The 16,576-nt window shown below is 54.5% G+C and carries 15 protein-coding genes; 3 read left to right on the top strand and 12 right to left on the bottom strand.

Going from position 1 to position 16,576, the window contains the following annotated elements; all coding sequences use genetic code 11:
* Positions 1–4: 4 nt before the first annotated feature.
* Positions 5–820, bottom strand: coding sequence for a LytR/AlgR family response regulator transcription factor (locus ACJJI7_RS08635; RefSeq protein WP_020411554.1), 816 nt, complete (start codon positions 818–820; stop codon positions 5–7).
* A gap of 4 nt (positions 821–824) precedes the next feature.
* The gene (locus ACJJI7_RS08630) at positions 825–1,913 is read right to left on the bottom strand and encodes a sensor histidine kinase (RefSeq protein ID WP_020411555.1); all 1,089 of its coding nucleotides are present in this window, start codon (positions 1,911–1,913) and stop codon (positions 825–827) included.
* Between the two features lie 120 nt (positions 1,914–2,033).
* On the opposite strand from ACJJI7_RS08630, the gene ACJJI7_RS08625 reads away from it, so the two are divergent.
* Entirely contained in the window at positions 2,034–2,495 is a 462-nt protein-coding gene (locus ACJJI7_RS08625) for an EVE domain-containing protein (protein ID WP_282951802.1), read from the top strand.
* Positions 2,496–2,531: 36 nt separating this feature from the next.
* On the opposite strand, the gene creD is transcribed toward ACJJI7_RS08625, so the two are convergent.
* From creD to ACJJI7_RS08600, 5 genes are all read right to left on the bottom strand, one after another.
* The gene (gene creD, locus ACJJI7_RS08620; RefSeq protein WP_020411557.1) at positions 2,532–3,878 is read right to left on the bottom strand and encodes a cell envelope integrity protein CreD; all 1,347 of its coding nucleotides are present in this window, start codon (positions 3,876–3,878) and stop codon (positions 2,532–2,534) included.
* A 113-nt stretch (positions 3,879–3,991) separates the two neighbouring features.
* Positions 3,992–5,416 (bottom strand): two-component system sensor histidine kinase CreC, encoded by a 1,425-nt coding sequence (gene creC / locus ACJJI7_RS08615; RefSeq protein ID WP_444902308.1) that lies wholly within the window; start codon positions 5,414–5,416, stop codon positions 3,992–3,994.
* A gap of 1 nt (position 5,417) precedes the next feature.
* A complete protein-coding gene (gene creB, locus ACJJI7_RS08610; RefSeq protein WP_444902309.1) occupies positions 5,418–6,104 on the bottom strand; it encodes a two-component system response regulator CreB in 687 nt (228 codons plus the stop codon).
* A 70-nt stretch (positions 6,105–6,174) separates the two neighbouring features.
* Entirely contained in the window at positions 6,175–6,843 is a 669-nt protein-coding gene (locus ACJJI7_RS08605) for a nitroreductase family protein (RefSeq protein ID WP_444902310.1), read from the bottom strand.
* 10 nt (positions 6,844–6,853) lie between these two features.
* Positions 6,854–7,045 carry a DUF3094 family protein gene (locus ACJJI7_RS08600; RefSeq protein ID WP_020411561.1) on the bottom strand — a complete coding sequence of 64 codons (192 nt, stop codon included), beginning with the start codon at positions 7,043–7,045 and terminating at the stop codon, positions 6,854–6,856.
* Positions 7,046–7,521: 476 nt separating this feature from the next.
* Between ACJJI7_RS08600 and ACJJI7_RS08595 the strand changes: the two genes are divergently transcribed.
* Positions 7,522–9,267 (top strand): S8 family peptidase, encoded by a 1,746-nt coding sequence (locus tag ACJJI7_RS08595; protein WP_282951808.1) that lies wholly within the window; start codon positions 7,522–7,524, stop codon positions 9,265–9,267.
* Positions 9,268–9,342: 75 nt separating this feature from the next.
* Here ACJJI7_RS08595 and ACJJI7_RS08590 read toward each other — a convergent pair whose 3' ends face one another.
* Complete coding sequence (locus ACJJI7_RS08590; RefSeq protein ID WP_282951809.1) at positions 9,343–11,124, bottom strand: acyl-CoA dehydrogenase C-terminal domain-containing protein; 1,782 nt, start codon at positions 11,122–11,124, stop codon at positions 9,343–9,345.
* 120 nt (positions 11,125–11,244) lie between these two features.
* Positions 11,245–11,937, bottom strand: a complete 693-nt coding sequence (bioD, locus tag ACJJI7_RS08585; protein WP_020411564.1) for a dethiobiotin synthase — start codon at positions 11,935–11,937, stop codon at positions 11,245–11,247.
* A gap of 229 nt (positions 11,938–12,166) precedes the next feature.
* Here bioD and ACJJI7_RS08580 point away from each other — a divergent pair, with 229 nt between their 5' ends.
* On the top strand, positions 12,167–12,655 hold the full coding sequence (locus tag ACJJI7_RS08580) for a L,D-transpeptidase family protein (RefSeq protein ID WP_020411566.1): 489 nt from the start codon (positions 12,167–12,169) through the stop codon (positions 12,653–12,655).
* Here ACJJI7_RS08580 and bioC read toward each other — a convergent pair.
* Genes bioC through bioB form a run of 3 tightly spaced genes read right to left on the bottom strand, consistent with a single transcriptional unit; the run spans position 12,646 to position 16,447 of the window.
* Positions 12,646–14,193, bottom strand: coding sequence for a malonyl-ACP O-methyltransferase BioC (gene bioC / locus ACJJI7_RS08575; RefSeq protein WP_444902311.1), 1,548 nt, complete (start codon positions 14,191–14,193; stop codon positions 12,646–12,648). The genes ACJJI7_RS08580 and bioC overlap by 10 nt on opposite strands.
* Positions 14,190–15,383 carry an 8-amino-7-oxononanoate synthase gene (gene bioF / locus ACJJI7_RS08570; RefSeq protein WP_353377091.1) on the bottom strand — a complete coding sequence of 398 codons (1,194 nt, stop codon included), beginning with the start codon at positions 15,381–15,383 and terminating at the stop codon, positions 14,190–14,192. The genes bioC and bioF overlap by 4 nt, the downstream gene beginning before the upstream one ends.
* Positions 15,380–16,447 carry a biotin synthase BioB gene (gene bioB, locus ACJJI7_RS08565; RefSeq protein WP_444902312.1) on the bottom strand — a complete coding sequence of 356 codons (1,068 nt, stop codon included), beginning with the start codon at positions 16,445–16,447 and terminating at the stop codon, positions 15,380–15,382. The genes bioF and bioB overlap by 4 nt, the downstream gene beginning before the upstream one ends.
* Positions 16,448–16,576: the final 129 nt, after the last annotated feature.

Here is a 16,576-nt window from a genome sequence, read left to right as displayed (position 1 = left end):
AAAGTTAAAGGAAGTGCTGCACTTTGCTCTTGTAGCTGCGGCTCATTTTCAGGCACTCACCATTATCCAAAACCAAATGGTATTCCCCATTTATATGCGCCCTAATTTCGCGCACGCGGCTCAAATTCACAATTGTGGAGCGGTGGATACGCTGAAATAGTTTAGGGTCCAGCTGTTGCTCCAATTCTTTCATGGTGATACGCATGACATGGGTTTCACCCTGAGCGTGTACACACATGTAATCCCCGGCAGCATCAATCCAGTCAATCTCTCGCGCTGGGACCAGGGTGATTTTCCCCGAATCCTTAACTGCAATTTTGTCTGGATAGGCACTACCGGCAAACTGGCCACTCACCAGCTTTTGCTCTAAGGCCTCCGGAGACTCCTTGGTTAAATCCGCCACAGCCTCCAGCAATTGCTCACGCTGGATGGCAATATCTGCAGTGGACATTTTCTCGCGAGCGCGCGCCAGCGCCAACGCTAAACGCTCCTCTTCAATGGGCTTTAATACATAGTCCACTGCATTAACTTCAAACGCCTCTACAGCGTACTGATCGTAAGCAGTGACAAACACCACTTGCGGCAACTTCTCTAAAGGAATCTGTTGCACAAGCTGCAGCCCATTGATGCCCGGCATCTGGATATCCACAAAAGCCACATCGGGCCCGAATTCGAGAATTTTTTCCAGGGCATCTCGGCCATTACCACTCTCCGCGACCACTTTTACACCAGGCATCTGCTCCAAGCGCAGCCGCAGGCCACGGCGGGCCAGGGGTTCGTCATCGACAATAATTGCGGTCAGGTTTTCAACTGCACTCATCTCGTTATTCCTGTTCATAGGGAATGCGAATGTTTACCGACAGGCCGCCCTCCGGGCGATTGCGGAAACGCACTCTCTGATCCTCGCCATACAATGCGCGCAGGCGCTCGCAGGTATTGCGAATGCCAACACCATAGCCCTTGCCAATCAGGCGCAACTCCTTTTCCGACATGCCTGGACCATTGTCTGTGACTTCCAACAGAAGCTCTCCAGCAAAGACCCGCGCTTTGATACCGATTTCCCCGCCCCACTCCAACTGGGAAATGCCGTATTTAATCGCATTTTCCACCAGAGGCTGCAGCAACAGGCTGGGCACCAGCGCCTGAGGCGACTCTCCCTGTAAATCCAGGCGCACACCGAGACGATCGGCAAAGCGCACTTTCTCAATATCCAGGTAGAGCATCAGTGCCTCCACCTCCTTGGCCAGGGTGACCTTTTGCATGGGGTCGTTGTCCAGGGAGTGGCGCAGGAACTGTGACAAACGCATTACCATATTGTTGGCGGTGCGCCCATCGTTATCCAGGATCAGTGTGGAAATGGCATTGAGAGTGTTAAACAGGAAGTGGGGATTTAACTGGTAGCGCAACATTTTCAGCTGGGCTTGGTGCGCCATAGATTCAGCACGCAGGGCCTTCGCCTGCTGGGTCTGCGAGGTTTGATAATACTTAATGCCGTAATACAGTGCCGCCCAGGTGGTGAGAATCATAAATGAATAGGAAAACCAGTAGGTGGCTTGCCAAACCGGGTTTTCATCGCTCACTTTACCGTACAACCACAAAAAACCTCCGAACTTGATGGCTGCCCAGAGCGCGGCTACCAGCACTACCAAGAGCAGTGACCCCAGGAAACGGGTTGCCGGGGGCTTGTTCCACAGGCGCTGGAAGCCATAGCGCATGGAACCGCTCAGCAAAATCCCGGCAGTGGTGGCCATGGCGATATAGCCCGAATGGACCCAGTGGTCTTTTACCCAGAAAAAACTACTGATAAAAGTCATTAGGGTGTAGCCGGCCCAACCGCTGAGCTGCAGGGCCCAGTATTGGGACTTATGGCTCGAAAGGCGCTGTGAAAGCCACTGAAATGCTTTATTTCCCATAATCTCCCGCTGAAGACATCAAAATATGGTGTCGATTTGACACTTTTGTATGGCTTCATACTAAATGGGGTCGATCGCCGGCGAAACACCAACCGGCGCAGCACAGGGACAAACTGCCGCATGTCATACTGGTTATTCAAATCCGAACCGGACGAATACAGCCTGCAGGACCTCGCCGCCGAAAACACTGGCAGCGGACGCTGGGATGGAATCCGCAACTTTCAGGCGCGCAACTTCCTGCGCGATCAGGTCTCAGTGGGCGATGGAGTATTGTTCTATCACAGTGCCTGCAAGGTGCCAGCGGTGGTGGGTACCGCCGAAGTGGTAAGGGCCGCCTATCCAGACCCGGCCCAATTCGACCCTGAGAGCAAATACTTCGATCCCAAGGCCAGCCACAGCGATCCTCGCTGGTACTGTGTCGATGTAACCTGGCGCAGTGAGTTTGCACGACCTGTTCCACTGGCCGAAATCAAGAAGATCCCTGAACTTGAGGGGATGGTACTGGTTAAGCAGGGGCGCTTGTCGATACAGCCTGTAAAAGCAAGTGAGTGGGACACTATTCTCGAACTCGGACTAAGCTGACGGCATAGCGACGCCTTTGGCGCCGCTGCGGGTAATTTAGTTATCTTCGTGAGGGGAACGTCCCACGCTGTACCAGTCAAGTTTTCTGGTCAACACCATAGTGCAGCTAAGTACCGCGAATACCAGCAGTGACCCCATCAGCAGGGCGTAATCCTCAGCACTGAGCAATCCATACAGGAGTCCGTAAAGCGCTGCCAGCAGAGCGGCAAAACCCAAACCCCGACGCCAGCTTCGCAACACAGAACTGGTATAGAAACCAATCAGGCCGACACAGGCTGCTGCAGAAACTGCATAGGCCTTGGCAAAAGCAATATGCTCCGACAGCGATAACAACAATAGGTAAAACAACGCCAGCGCCAAACCCACCAGTGCGTATTGCACCGGATGCACGGACAGTCGCTTGAGTACTTCAAACAGGAAGAAAGTGGCAAAGGTCAAAGTGAGGAATAGCAGTGCATATTTAATCGCCCGATCAGTCTTCAGGTACTGATCCACAGGGTCAAGAAAGCTGACGCCAAAGCTGCGCCCGAGTAAATTTGCACACTCGCTATCTTTCCCACACTGCTGCAACACCTCTTCCAGGTTGGTCGCAAAGAAACTGGTCTGCCACTCGGCAGTGAAACCGCGATCGGTGATCTCTCGGCGACTCGGTAGGTACTCGCCGATAAAGCTGGGGTGGGGCCAGTCAGCAGCCAGCATCACCCGGCTATCGCGACCTACCGGCACCAACTGCAAATGCTCGGTACCCTGCAAGTTCAGATCAAAGGCAAATTCCAGGTCCTGACCACCCTCTGGATTTATCATGGGCAGTTGCGCATGAACACCCGCGCCAAGCATAGAGGTACCACTGCCGGGCGCGAACTCCAGACTTTCGTTATTCAAACGCAATTTCAGGTCTTTACGAATACCTCGAATATCACTGATACCAACGGAGAGGAAGGGTGCATCAAAGCGATATTGATCCAGTTTTTCACCCAAACCCAACTTCTGTGGCAACCGAAACACCCCACTCACCTTGCTATCACTATGGTAAAGAAGCGCCTCATAAATACCCCGAGCGCGGCGCTCGGTGCCCAGTTCGGCATCAAAAATAAATCGCTCCGGCAGAAAATACAGCCGCCCACTGGTTTCACGCTGCTCCTGATAACGTTCGCCAGTTTGGTCGTTTATCTTCAGGTGCTGCACTGTTCTGGTATATGGCATTATCAGAATAGGCCCAACGATTTTCTGGCTGTAACTGGAACTTCGGGCAATATCCCGAAGTACTTCTCCCTGGTATCGCTGCCGCTCATCGATCAAACCGCCAATCATAGTCAGCGGTATCAACAGCAATAACACCAAAAAGGCGATCGCGCCCAATTTAAATGCCAGGGTTCGGTTCATGGTTCAGACCTCAGTGTCGAATTTCGATCTGCTGAGTCTGAGCGGCCCGGGTGGGATGCCGATGGGGTCTAAAAGGAGATTTTGTGGAGATTATGTGAACTTTGGCCTTCAACTTAATCAGCTGGCAAAGTCAGGCGCACCTCAACACCCCTCTCCACATTGGCGATAGTCAATTCACCACCGTGCAGTTCGGCCACTTCCTTTACAAAGTTGAGTCCCAGACCAGTACTTTTACGTCCACCACTGGGACGAGGCAGTGAGTAGAAACGCTCCGTCAGGCGCGCCAGGGCATACTCGGGAATAGCTTCAGCCTGGTTGTATAGGCAGATTTCTATCCATCCCTCACACCGCCCGGCGCCAATGCGAAGCAGGCCACCTTGTGGAGTGAAATCCAATGCGTTGTCGAGCAAATTGGCCAGGGCCTGGTTCAATAAGAAACGCTCGCCATACAATCTCAGAGTATCTTCCACTGCCCACTCCATACTAAAACCGCCAGCGGTAATACGCGCCTGTCGGGCCTGCAACAGCTCTTCCACCAAGTGTGCCAGTGGAATGGCCTCCCTCTCCTCCAGCCCCTGACGCTGCTCTACCTGGGCCAAGTGCAACAATCGTTCGCTCAACTGCTGTAAACGAGAGGTCTCCTGTTGAATATTGCTTATGAAACGCCGGCGCTGATCCGCGGGCATCTCACTATCGAGCAGTTCAGCAGCACCGCGAATGGCCGCCAGCGGACTTTTCAATTCGTGGGTCAGAGTATGCACATAGCGCTCAACATAATTCTTGCCTTCTAACTCAGAGCGCATCTGTTCCAGGGCCAGTGCCAGCTGCCCCAGCTCACCATCAGACATTTTCGGTGGCTCGACTCGTTGCCCCGCACTCACAGCCTGGGCATACTGGGTCAGTTTTCCCAGTGAGCGGCCCAGCCACCAGGACAACAGGGCGCCGACCAATAATCCCAGTACGACCAATCCCACCCCCAGCCACATCAAACGCCGTTGCGACCGATCAATATAAGGCTGTAGGGTTTGATTGGGCTTGGCCACGGAGACCACACCGATAATTTCTTCCCGGTCGAGTATGGGCGCCGCCACATACATCACCGAGGAATCCGGGTTGTCAGGATCTTCGCGCGTAGAGCGCGCACCGTAATCGCCACGCAGGGTTAGGTAGACATCATTCCAACGAGAATAGTCCTGGCCGACCGCCCGACCGCTGGAATCCAATAAAACTCGGCCGAAAGCATCGGTGACATAAATTCGGTGATTCACCTGGCTCTTGGTCAGTCCCCAGATATTTGCCTGTGGCTGACGCCGACCATAAGCTTCCAGCAACTCAGGTAGTTGGCTCTGAGCCAGATTACCGCTCCTGACATCATCACGCAGGATTTCCGCCAGCAAGTTGGCAGTATCTACCAGGGTTTCCTCGGTGGATTGGCGTACCCCGGGACGGATCTCCTCCATCACCGTATTCAATACAAACCAGCTGGCCAAGCCAACAAACAGGAAATAGACAGCGAAAATACGAATGCCCAATGACATTTTAGGATTCCAGGCAGCAGCTATACCCCAAGCCCCGGTGGGTCTGTATTGGCTTGGCATCAGGTGCAATCATTCGCAATTTGGCTCTCAGCCCTTTGATGTGACTATCGATATTACGCTCATAACCCGCCTCCAGTGCCACCCCCAGTGCATCGAGTAATTGTGCACGGGAAAACACTCGTCCCGGCTGGGTTAACAGGGTTTCCAGCAGGCGATATTCATTGAGCGTCAGAGGTAATAACTGCTCGCGGAAATGAATCTGGTAACTCCCCTGCTCTATGCGGAAAGGCCCTTTCAGCTCTGTTTTTTGTGACTTATCAGGGCCCGATGTCATGCGTTTAAGGATGGCCTTAACCCGCGCCACCACTTCGCGCGGACTGAAAGGTTTCACCACATAGTCATCAGCACCGATCTCGAGCCCCACTACCCGGTCTATTTCTGCATTGCGGGCAGTGAGGAATATCACCGGCACTTCGGAGAAACGACGCAACTGCTTACAGGCTTCGAAGCCACTGATATCCGGCAGTCCCACATCCAGGATCACCAGGTCGAAAGGCTCATTCTCAAGCAGTACCAGCGCCTCGCCGGCCACCCCCACCCAGCGAGTGGTAAACCCCTCGGTCTGCAGGGCATAGACCAGGGTATCGGCAATAGCGCCTTCATCTTCAACGATCAGTATTTTTGGCATAGGACCCCAAGCTCAAATTCTGCCAGTGTACCTATTTTTTACTGAGCCCTACGCTTGCTTTAGCCATAACTCAAATAAAATCAGAGATTTCATCCAGGGATTTTCTGGCAATCGCCGGCACCTGGGCGCCCTCCGCCGGCAGCCCGGCCACCAAAATCATATAGGGCTTTTCCTCAACCGGGCGACCGAGAATTTCATTGAGAAATTTCATCGGGCTGGGGGTGTGGGTAAGGGTCGCCACACCGGCATTATGCAAAGCGGCAATCAACATGCCAGTAGCAATACCCACTGATTCTGCAGTGTAATAATTTTTTAATCGCTCACCATTTTCCGCACTGGAAAATTTCTTCAGGAAAATTGCGATCAGGTAAGGGGCGGTTTCCAGGAAAGGTTTGTGCGCATCCGTACCCAGTGGTTCCAAGGCATTGAGCCACTCTTCAGAGGCCCGCCGCTGGTAAAACTCACGCTCTTCCTCCTCTGCTGCCTGGCGAATGCGGCGTTTGACCTCCGCACTTTCAACTACGACAAAATGCCAAGGCTGCATATTAGCCCCGCTGGGAGCACTGCCCGCAGCGCGCACGGCATCCTCGATAACTTCACGAGGTACGGGCCTTGCAGAGAAGTCCCGCACCGAGCGGCGCCGGCGCATCAGTCGGAAGAACTCACCGGCACGACGGCGCATCTCATCATCGTCAAGGTGGGTAAAATTCAAAGGCTGGAATATTTTTTCAGTCGTCATATCCAGCCCCTCAAACCACGCCTTTGGTCTGTGCGATAAACACACTGAGCAGTGACAAGAGAGTTAGTACAACCACAACCACCAGCAGCAATAACCAGGGCCTGAAGGGCTTTCGCTCCACCTGATTCACACCACTTTGCAGGTACTGATCGACCCGGGCCTGGTCTTCTGCGGACAGTTTCTTTTGGGGGGTATCGGACATTGGCTCTTTCGCTCGTTATTGTTTTGTCCCGAGTGTAGGAGAAAGCGAAAAGTGACTCCACAAAAAACGCCATCTCCTATTGCTTAATATTATGAAACAGCGAAATTCCCGGGAGACTGATATCAGGGCCACTCCCTATACCCAGGTTTCCCAAGCGAAGGGAAGTGGGCCCAAGTTACCCTCAACCGGCAAACAAGTAATAACTTTATTAGATAATTTTATAAGAAAAATTCAATTAAAGCCTGAAGGCTAACGTTATGAATTCGTTACAAAATATGCCCAGGTGAGTATTTATTGAAGAATGAAATTCCTGGACTCTGTGTCTTACATGCACAGAGCCTTGAGGCTAAGGCCGCCCGCTCAGGGATCAGTCAAACTTATTAGGCTAGCGAGCGCATCTGGAGCCAACAATGAAAAACGTACTGACAAAGTAGCCAGTGCGGATAATTCCAAAAGTTGTGGAGAAAACAATAATAATGCGCTCATCAATAAAAGCCCTGATGCAAAAAACAGCAATCGCAACGGCAGTTTCGCTTGCGTGTGCTACCCCTTTCGCGGCTCATGCGAATGAGACCGGCCTGACTGACGGCATCATCATCAAGTACAAGAAAAACTCAAAAATTGGTCATGGTGCCAAGCTCGCACAAGACACTATTGATAAGGCCTCTCAGCGAGCCGGCCACAAGTTACGCCACAAGCGCCGTATGGCTTCAGGAGCCCAAGTTATGCGCCTAGAGGGCCGCAAAAGCAAGGCGGAACTGAAAAAAATAGTTGAGCGGCTAAAGCAGGACCCCAATGTCGAGTACGCAGAACCAGATTTATTGATGCGTCCAATGGCAACTCCGAATGATCCCAGTTATTGGAATCAATGGCACTACCGGGAATCCACAGGTGGCCTCAATCTGCCCTCAGCCTGGGATGTCACACAGGGTGAGGGCGCTGTAGTAGCCGTCCTTGATACCGGCTATCGCCCCCATCACGACCTGGTCGACAACCTGCTACCTGGCTACGATATGATTTCCAATACGTTTGTCTCAGTCGATGGCGATGGACGTGATGGCGATGCCACTGACCCAGGTGACTGGCACACAGACAATGCCTGCCAGAGTGATGACCCCAGAAATTACGAAAGCGACAGCAGCTGGCACGGTACCCACGTTGCCGGCACTATCGCAGCCACTACTAACAATAATATGGGAGTGGCCGGCGTCGCTTACAAAGCCAAGGTGGTCCCAGTTCGAGTACTCGGCCGCTGTGGCGGTCTGACTTCAGATATCGCAGATGCCATCGTTTGGGCTGCAGGGGGCAGTGTTTCCGGTGTACCGACTAATGCCAACCCGGCACAGGTTCTCAATCTGAGCCTCGGTGGTGAGGGTGCCTGTGGCTCGGCCTACCAAACGGCTATTAATACCGCACGCAGTCTCGGCGCAACCGTTGTCGTGGCCGCCGGTAATGACGATGATTACGCAAGTAGATACACCCCGGCGAGCTGTGATGGCGTTATCACCGTTGCCGCAACAGATCGCGATGGCGGCCGCGCTTACTATTCCAATTACGGCAATGCAGTCGATATGGCCGCTCCTGGGGGCGCACAGAGCTTCGCCAATGATTCCAATGGCATCCTCTCGACAGACAATAGCGGTACCAGAAGCCCCGGAAGTGATGCCTACTACTACAGCCAAGGCACCAGCATGGCCGCGCCACATGTTGCCGGCGTAGCCGCTTTACTTTACTCGGTAGACCCGAACCTGACTCCAGATGAAGTTGAATCCGTACTCAGTAACACTACCCGTAGCTTCCCATCTTCATGTACTGGCTGTGGTGCAGGCATCGTCGATGCTGCGGCTGCGGTAGCGTCTATTACCGGAAATGGCAATACCGGCAACGGCACCAGTCTTGTGGAAACTAATGTTGCAGGTGCGTCTGGCAGTTGGCTGACATACCAGATTGAGGTAGAGCCAGGCATGTCCTCCCTGGATATTGAGATATTCAACGATAACGGTGAAGTCGACCTTTATGTTAGTTACGGAAGCAGCCCGACCAGGGGGAGCGTAGTGAATGATACTAAGAATTGCGTACCTTACGAGTGGGTAGGAAACACCAACGGATATAACACTGAGAGCTGCTCTTTCAATAACCCCTCTGCCGGTACATGGTATATCGCCCTGCATGGCTACGAAGCATTTAACGGACTGACTTTGACTGCTGAAGCCAAGCCGTGACAAGCTTTGAAACCTAAACAACCAAAATAAAAAAGCCCCGCGATGCGGGGCTTTTTGGGACTCTCTCCAGACCCCTTAGAACAGCTCGTCCTCCAGATCCATAAGGGTCGCGCTGCCGGCATTTACACTTGCAGCCAGTGCTTGGGTGCGCGGCAGCAAACGCGCAAAATAGAATCGCGCAGTTTTCACCTGACCTTTGTAGAAGCTATCTGCCTCCTGCTGGTCCAGTGCTACTGCAACCACCTTGGCCCACATAAAGGCGTAGGCCACATAACCGAATAGATGCAGGTATTCTACAGATGCCGCACCAGGCGCGTGGGGATCTTCTTGGGTAGCCGCAATCATCTTCTCGGTGGCCTCGCGCAGGCGCTGCAGCTCGATTGCCAACGGCTGCACGAACTCCGCCATCGCCTCTCGATCCACCTGGCTGTCGATAAATTTCTGTACATCCGCGGCAAACAGCTCAAACAGGGCACCACCGCTGGCGACAGTTTTACGGCCCACCAGATCCAGGGCCTGGATACCGTTGGTACCTTCGTAAATCTGGGTGATGCGCACATCGCGCACCAGCTGCTCCTGACCCCACTCACGAATATATCCGTGGCCGCCGAATACCTGCTGACCGATTACGGTGCAGTCCAGGCCCATATCGGTGGTAAAGGCCTTGGCCACCGGGGTCAGTAATGCCACCATGGATTCGGCATTCTTCTTCTCTTCACCCTCACCAAACTTGGAAATATCCAACCACTGGGCCACATAAGTGGACAGGGCGCGGCCACCACCAACCAGAGCTTTCTGGGTGAGCAGCATCCGGCGCACGTCAGGGTGTACGATAATCGGATCGGCTGCTTTCTCTGGCTGCTGGGCACCGGCCGGAGAGCGGCTCTGAATACGGTCGCGAGCGTATTCCCGGGCATTCTGGTAGGAGCGATCGGAAGCGCCGAGGCCCTGGATACCTACACCCAGGCGCTCGTAATTCATCATGGTAAACATGGCGGCGAGACCCTTGTTCTCTTCGCCCACCAGCCAGCCCTGGGCTCCATCGAAATTCATCGCACAGGTGGCGGAGGCTTTGATGCCCATCTTGTGCTCAATAGAGCCGCAATTCACGTTATTGCTCTCGCCAACACTGCCGTCTTCGTTCACTTTGTATTTCGGCACCAGGAAAAGGGAGATGCCTTTGGGGCCCTGGGGTGCGTCCGGCAGCTTGGCTAGTACCAGGTGAATAATGTTATCGGACAGGTCCTGGTCGCCGCCGGTAATAAAAATCTTGCTGCCGTTTATGCTGTAGCTGCCATCCTCGCGGGGCTCTGCCTTGGTGCGGATAATCCCAAGGTCGGTGCCCGCATGGGGCTCGGTCAGGTCCATGGCGCCAGCCCAGGTGCCCTCATACATCTTGGGCAAATATTTCTGTTTCAGCTCTTCGCTGGCATGGGCATCAATCGCCAGGCAGGCGCCGTTGGTCAATACCGGGTAGAGAGCAAAGGAAATATTGGAGGCATTGATCATTTCCTCGACTTGAGCACCCAACATTTTCGGCATACCCATACCGCCATACTCCGGGTTACCCAGCAGTGCGCCCCAGCCGCCCTCGCAGAAAGTCGCATAGGCTTCCTTGAAGCCCTCCGGGGTGGTTACAACCCCCTCATTCCAGTGACACCCCTCCTCATCGCCGCTGCGATTGATAGGGTCCAGGGTATTGGAAGCCAGCTTGGCCATTTCTTCGAGAATCGCATCTGCGGTCTCGCGATCTACCACCCCAGCAAGTCCGGGCAGTTCCGTCCAGAGTTTTTCTGCAGCAAAGACTTCGTGCAGCAGGAAGTTCATCTCCCGCAGGGGCGCCTTGTAGTCGGCCATGCTCCCAATCCTCATTCAAGTGTTTCAAACGCTTGTTTGAATCTAGGGCCGAAGGCGGGCAAAGTCAACTGGTTTGGGCCCTCTCGGGTCCCGGATGGAACGGCCTTTACGGTGGGTTCTTCAGGCGGGTAGCAACGGGCGGATATCCAGGTTTTCGGCTGCCTCACGATAATCCCGCCCCTCGCTATGGGGCAGTACACCGAGTAATGATGCAGGTATCAGAGCTTCAAGGGTGGCCAGATTCTCCTCGGCTCGCTCCATGCCCGGACGAACAAAGTTAGCCACCCAGCCAGCCAACGGCAGACCATCACGGCGGATAGCCTCGGCAGTAAGTAGAGCGTGGTTGATACAACCCAGCTGCATACCCACCACCAGTACCACAGGGATATTCAGTTCCCTCGGCAACTGGGACAGGAAGCTCCTTGGTCCCAGAGGGGTACGCCAGCCTCCAGCGCCCTCAATCAGCACCAGGTCGGCGCCGGCAGACATCACACCACGGCAAACGCCCGCCATACGTGACACACTCAACTGCTTTCCCGCCTCAATAGCGGCAATATGAGGTGCGATTGCAGGCTCTAGCGCAAAAGGGTTCACCTGCTGGTAAGGCAGCTGCAGGGTCATCGCCTCCCGCAATAGCAGGGCATCTTCATTACGCAATCCATCTTCAGTCCGCTCACAGCCAGACGCTACCGGCTTCACCGCAGCGGTTTGTAATCCCGCGTTTGCGCCTGCTGTAAGCAGGGCTGTACTGACAAAGGTCTTGCCCACTTCGGTATCGGTACCGGCCACAAAATAGGTTCTGCCCAAGGCCATCGCCTCCGCTAATCAAAAAAGTTCAATTTTTTTCTTGTGGTGACTTTTCACGCCATCAACTTGATGATAATTTAGCCATGTAGCGCAGATTTTGAACAAATCAAGCCGAGCACTGATAACAAAGGCACGGGGTAGCGCTAACAAAATAACTCCCCCAAAAGGGGAAAATGCTCTGCAGGGACGCGGAAAATCTCGAAATAACTGAAAACATTCAAGCAGCTTAGAGACCATGCGATACCTGACTCTTGCCCTATTGCTGGCGATGCCACTGCTCGCCTCAGCAAAAGTAACCCCTGTCGATCATGTTGTTGTGTACAAGTCGAAGAAGCTGATGCAGCTCATTCGCGACGGCCGGGTAGTGAAAAGCTACACAGTCTCCTTCGGCGATAACCCCAGGGGACACAAAGTCCGCCAAGGGGACGAGCGAACCCCAGAAGGACGCTACACCCTGGACTGGAAAAACCCCAATAGCCGCTTCTACCGCTCCATCCACGTGTCCTACCCGAATAAACAGGACCGAGCGCGGGCGGCCAGGATGGGGGTCAGCCCCGGTGGCGATATCATGATCCACGGCATCAAACCCGAATGGGCCTATATGGAAAACCACCTGCGCCGTAACAACTGGACCGATGGCTGTATCGCCGTAGCTTCCAACCGGGAGATGGATGAAATTTGGGCTCTGGTGAAAACCCCCATCCCCATCGATATCTACCCTTGATTACCCCCCAGGGCCAGCTTCATATAAATCACCTCGTAACTCACCGGCAGCCCCTTTGGCTGCCGGAGACCTTCATAGACTTCGGCCAACCGCTGTAACCGGGCTCGCCCAGTCATGCCTCGCTTGGCCGCGCGGTTGATATTATGTGCTCCCACACCTTTCAATTCCTTCATCAGCTGGCGCAGACTGTCGAAATGCAACAGGCGTTGCTCGTCGAGTACTTCACCACAAAGCTGCGATTGCGCCGCTGCCTCACGCCAGTTGGCCAGTGGCAGGAAGCGATTAACGTGAACACCGCTGTCTACCAGAGCCCAGCTATCGCGCAATTCTGCCAGGGTACCCGGCCCCAATGTCGCCACCAGACATTGTCCAGCGGGAGAAAGTACCCGACGCAACTCGGCGAATAACTGCGGCAATCGGTAGCACCATTGCAGTGCCATACTGGAGAACACCAGATCTACAGTACCATCCGCCAGGGGCAGTTGCTCCGCATCCGCAGTGATATAGCCATCTGCCAGCGGCCTCTCTGTGCGGGCAAAGCGCAACATGTCCTCTGCCAGATCCAGGGCGATAATTTTTGCCTTGGGAAAATGCTGGCGCAGCAACTCACTGCCAAAGCCGGTGCCACTGCCCAAATCAACAATGATACGAGGTTCCCAGTGGCGTTCCGCCATTTTCATCAGTTGACGGCACACCGCTCTCTGTATATGTGCGCAATCGTCATAGCTGGCGGCGGCACGGCCGAAGGAGCGCGCCACCGCAGATTTATCAAAGGGCTCTGACGCTAGGGCACTAGAGGGGGATAAACTCTCGACAAAGTGTCGTAATCGCTCTGCCACTTGGCGAGGTTGTGACAACTGTGGTTTGTGGCCGCAGCCCTCCATCACCTCTACTGCCGCACCATAGGCCTGGATTTCCTCTATGGCCGCCAGCGGCACCAGGGCATCCCGCTTGCCAAACAGGTGGAGAGCGGGGATTTCCAGCGACTGCAGAAGATCCCGATTATCCAGCTCTGCCAGGCAGTCCAGGGCCTTAACCCAGGCTCCGGGGTTAATGTTGGGTTTGCGCGCTTTCAGTTGCTTGACCAGGTCACGCATGGCGTTATCACCATGGGACTGCAGGGCGCAAAAGCGCTCCCAGGTAGCATAGGGATCCTGCACGAAAGCGCTACGGAACCTATCAAAAGTGCGACGGGGCATGCCGGGCCAATTGTCCCTCTCTACAAAGCAAGCATTGGCGGAGATGGTGACAACTCCATGGATTTTCTCTTGTCCTGGCCTGGCGGCAATCTGCAGAGCCAACATGCCGCCAAGGGAGTGCCCTACCAAAACACAATTTTGCGGTAGCGCTTGGTAAAGCTGTTGTAGAAGCACCTCTAGCCTTGGCCATGCCTGCTCCCTGCGTTCACCAAACCCCGGTAACTCGATACAAATCAGCGGTAGCCCCAGTTGTTCATGCACAGCCTCCAATAGTGGCTGCCAGGGCCCCTTGTCTCCGCCCCAACCATGCAAGAACACCAGGTTCTCTATCTGGCTCACAAGTGCACCGCCTTGTTTTCCCGGAGGACCTCCGCCAAGGCATTGAGAAGCGCATCGATTTGGTGATGGTTATGTGAAGCACTCAAGGTAATTCTCAGGCGGGCAGTACCCGCGGGCACTGTCGGAGGGCGAATAGCGCTCACCAAAAAACCGCGTTTTTCCAACTGTTCAGAAATAGAAATAGCGGTTTCTTCACAGCCGAGCAGGAGCGGCTGAATTGCGCTGGGGGAGTCAGCCAGAGGTAAATTCAATTGCCTGGCGCAGTGGCGAAAGTGGGCAATGTTAGACTCCAGGCGCCTGGTCAACTCAGGCTGTCTACGCATCAAATCAACAGCGGCAACACAGCCCGCGGCCACCGCCGGAGGCATCCCAGTGGTGTAGATGTACGTACGGGCAAATTGCACCAGATAATCAATCAGCTCGCGAGAACCAGCCACAAAGGCTCCGGCATTACCAGCGGCCTTGCCCAGGGTGCCCATGATCACTGGTGCCTGGGACTGGTCAAGACCCGCCGCAGTACAACTGCCAGCGAAAGGAAATTTTTCGCTGCCCATTACCCCAAATCCGTGAGCCTCATCCACCATCAACCAGGCACCATACTCACGACACAGATCAGCAATCTCTGCCAGCGGCGCCAGGTCACCATCCATACTGTAAACACCGTCGACCGCCACCAGGATATTGCCACCTCGACTGGCAGCACGCCGTAATTGGCGATCCAGACCAATAAGGTCGTTGTGGGGAAAGCGCAAGCTGTTAGCGCCAGACAAGCGTGCTCCATCGATCAGTGAAGCGTGGTTGAGCTTGTCGGAAATAATATTGTCGGCACGGCCCAGTAACGCACAAAGCGTGCCCACATTAGCCATATAGCCACTGGAGAATACCAATGCAGCCTCGCGCCCGGTGACTTCAGCAAGACTGTATTGCAGCTGTTGATGGACTTGCAAGTGCCCATTGACCAGGTGAGAGGCAGTGGTACCAGCGCCCAGCTCAGCTCCGGCCTGCTGGGCGCGGATGACCTCAGGATGGGTTGCCAGCCCCAAGTAGTCGTTGCTACTGAAAGTAAGCAGCTCTCGGCCATTAACCCTGGCCTCGGGCCCCGGCACCGAATCCAGAGTCTTGACTTCCCGGTAGAGGTTACGCCTGCGCCGCTCATCTAGGCGCTGGCGCAGGGTTTGATCCAGGGTCATTTGGCCGCGTCGTAGAAAAAGGCATCGTTTTGTCGCTCGCTGATCTGGGCGGTCAGCTCAGCTTCCACTTCTGATTCGTCAGCGTATTGCTGGTATTCCTCCGGCAGGATTCCCAAGCGGTTGAACAACTGCATATCTTTGTTGGCCTCAGGGTTAGCGGTGGTCAGCAGCTTCTCCCCATAGAAGATGGAGTTGGCACCGGCGAGGAAAGCCATTGCCTGCATTTCATCGCTCATTTGCTCACGTCCGGCAGACAGGCGCACATGGGACTTGGGCATCATAATTCGGGCCACGGCAATACAGCGGATAAACTCGAAGGGGTCCAGATCCTTTTCCTGCTCTAACGGCGTACCCGCTACTTTTACCAACATATTGATCGGCACCGACTCCGGGTGTTCAGGCAGGTTGGCCAGCTGCATCAGTAGCCCTGCGCGATCTTTGTCCCCCTCACCCATACCGACAATGCCACCAGCGCAGACCTTCATACCGACCTCGCGCACCCTACCCAGAGTCTCAAGACGGTCCTGGTAGGTGCGGGTGGTGATAATCTCACCATAATACTCCGGTGAGGTGTCCAGATTGTGGTTGTAATAGTCGAGCCCGGCATCCGCTAATTCCTGCGCCTGGTCATCATTCAGCATACCCAGGGTCATACAGGTTTCCATACCCAGCGCTTTAACTTCACGCACCATCTGGGTGACGTAGGGCATGTCCTTTTTCTTGGGCGAGCGCCATGCAGCACCCATGCAGAAACGGGTAGCGCCGCCGGCTTTGGCCGCCCTGGCCTCCTCCAAAACCTTTTCCACCTTCATCAGCTTTTCCCGCTCCAGCCCGGTATCGTAGCGAGCACTCTGGGGGCAGTAGGCGCAGTCTTCCGGACAGGCGCCAGTCTTAATCGAGCAGAGCGTGCTCACCTGCACCCGGTTAGCATCAAAATGCACCCTATGCACCTGCTGGGCGGTAAATATCAGGTCGCTAAACGGCAGGGCAAAGAGGTCCAGAATCTGCTGGCGGGTCCAATCGTGGCGGATCTCAGCGGCGGGTAATTGCTGGGCGGCAGTCACAGGGCTTACTCTCTCTAGTTGCTGGAGTTATTCGTACTGTTTTTTTATTCGCAGGGCCGTGGTGACTATCACTAATTGCAGTGGCAGACTCGACCAAACAGACTGGCCAGTTTAGCCAGGCCCGTATCG

It is taken from the genome of Microbulbifer variabilis (assembly GCF_056232115.1).
The sequence above is the reverse complement of the archived record's forward strand: the minus strand, read 5'-3'. Positions and strand labels throughout refer to the sequence as shown.

What these genes read in the sequence shown, in the direction of transcription:
- ACJJI7_RS08635 (WP_020411554.1), bottom strand. Translation starts at nt 820, where the DNA reads ATGAGTGCAGTTGAAAACCTGACCGCAATTATTGTCGATGACGAACCC.
- ACJJI7_RS08630 (WP_020411555.1), bottom strand. Translation starts at nt 1,913, where the DNA reads ATGGGAAATAAAGCATTTCAGTGGCTTTCACAGCGCCTTTCGAGCCAT.
- ACJJI7_RS08625 (WP_282951802.1), top strand. Translation starts at nt 2,034, where the DNA reads ATGTCATACTGGTTATTCAAATCCGAACCGGACGAATACAGCCTGCAG.
- creD (WP_020411557.1), bottom strand. Translation starts at nt 3,878, where the DNA reads ATGAACCGAACCCTGGCATTTAAATTGGGCGCGATCGCCTTTTTGGTG.
- creC (WP_444902308.1), bottom strand. Translation starts at nt 5,416, where the DNA reads ATGTCATTGGGCATTCGTATTTTCGCTGTCTATTTCCTGTTTGTTGGC.
- creB (WP_444902309.1), bottom strand. Translation starts at nt 6,104, where the DNA reads ATGCCAAAAATACTGATCGTTGAAGATGAAGGCGCTATTGCCGATACC.
- ACJJI7_RS08605 (WP_444902310.1), bottom strand. Translation starts at nt 6,843, where the DNA reads ATGACGACTGAAAAAATATTCCAGCCTTTGAATTTTACCCACCTTGAC.
- ACJJI7_RS08600 (WP_020411561.1), bottom strand. Translation starts at nt 7,045, where the DNA reads ATGTCCGATACCCCCCAAAAGAAACTGTCCGCAGAAGACCAGGCCCGG.
- ACJJI7_RS08595 (WP_282951808.1), top strand. Translation starts at nt 7,522, where the DNA reads ATGCGCTCATCAATAAAAGCCCTGATGCAAAAAACAGCAATCGCAACG.
- ACJJI7_RS08590 (WP_282951809.1), bottom strand. Translation starts at nt 11,124, where the DNA reads ATGGCCGACTACAAGGCGCCCCTGCGGGAGATGAACTTCCTGCTGCAC.
- bioD (WP_020411564.1), bottom strand. Translation starts at nt 11,937, where the DNA reads ATGGCCTTGGGCAGAACCTATTTTGTGGCCGGTACCGATACCGAAGTG.
- ACJJI7_RS08580 (WP_020411566.1), top strand. Translation starts at nt 12,167, where the DNA reads ATGCGATACCTGACTCTTGCCCTATTGCTGGCGATGCCACTGCTCGCC.
- bioF (WP_353377091.1), bottom strand. Translation starts at nt 15,383, where the DNA reads ATGACCCTGGATCAAACCCTGCGCCAGCGCCTAGATGAGCGGCGCAGG.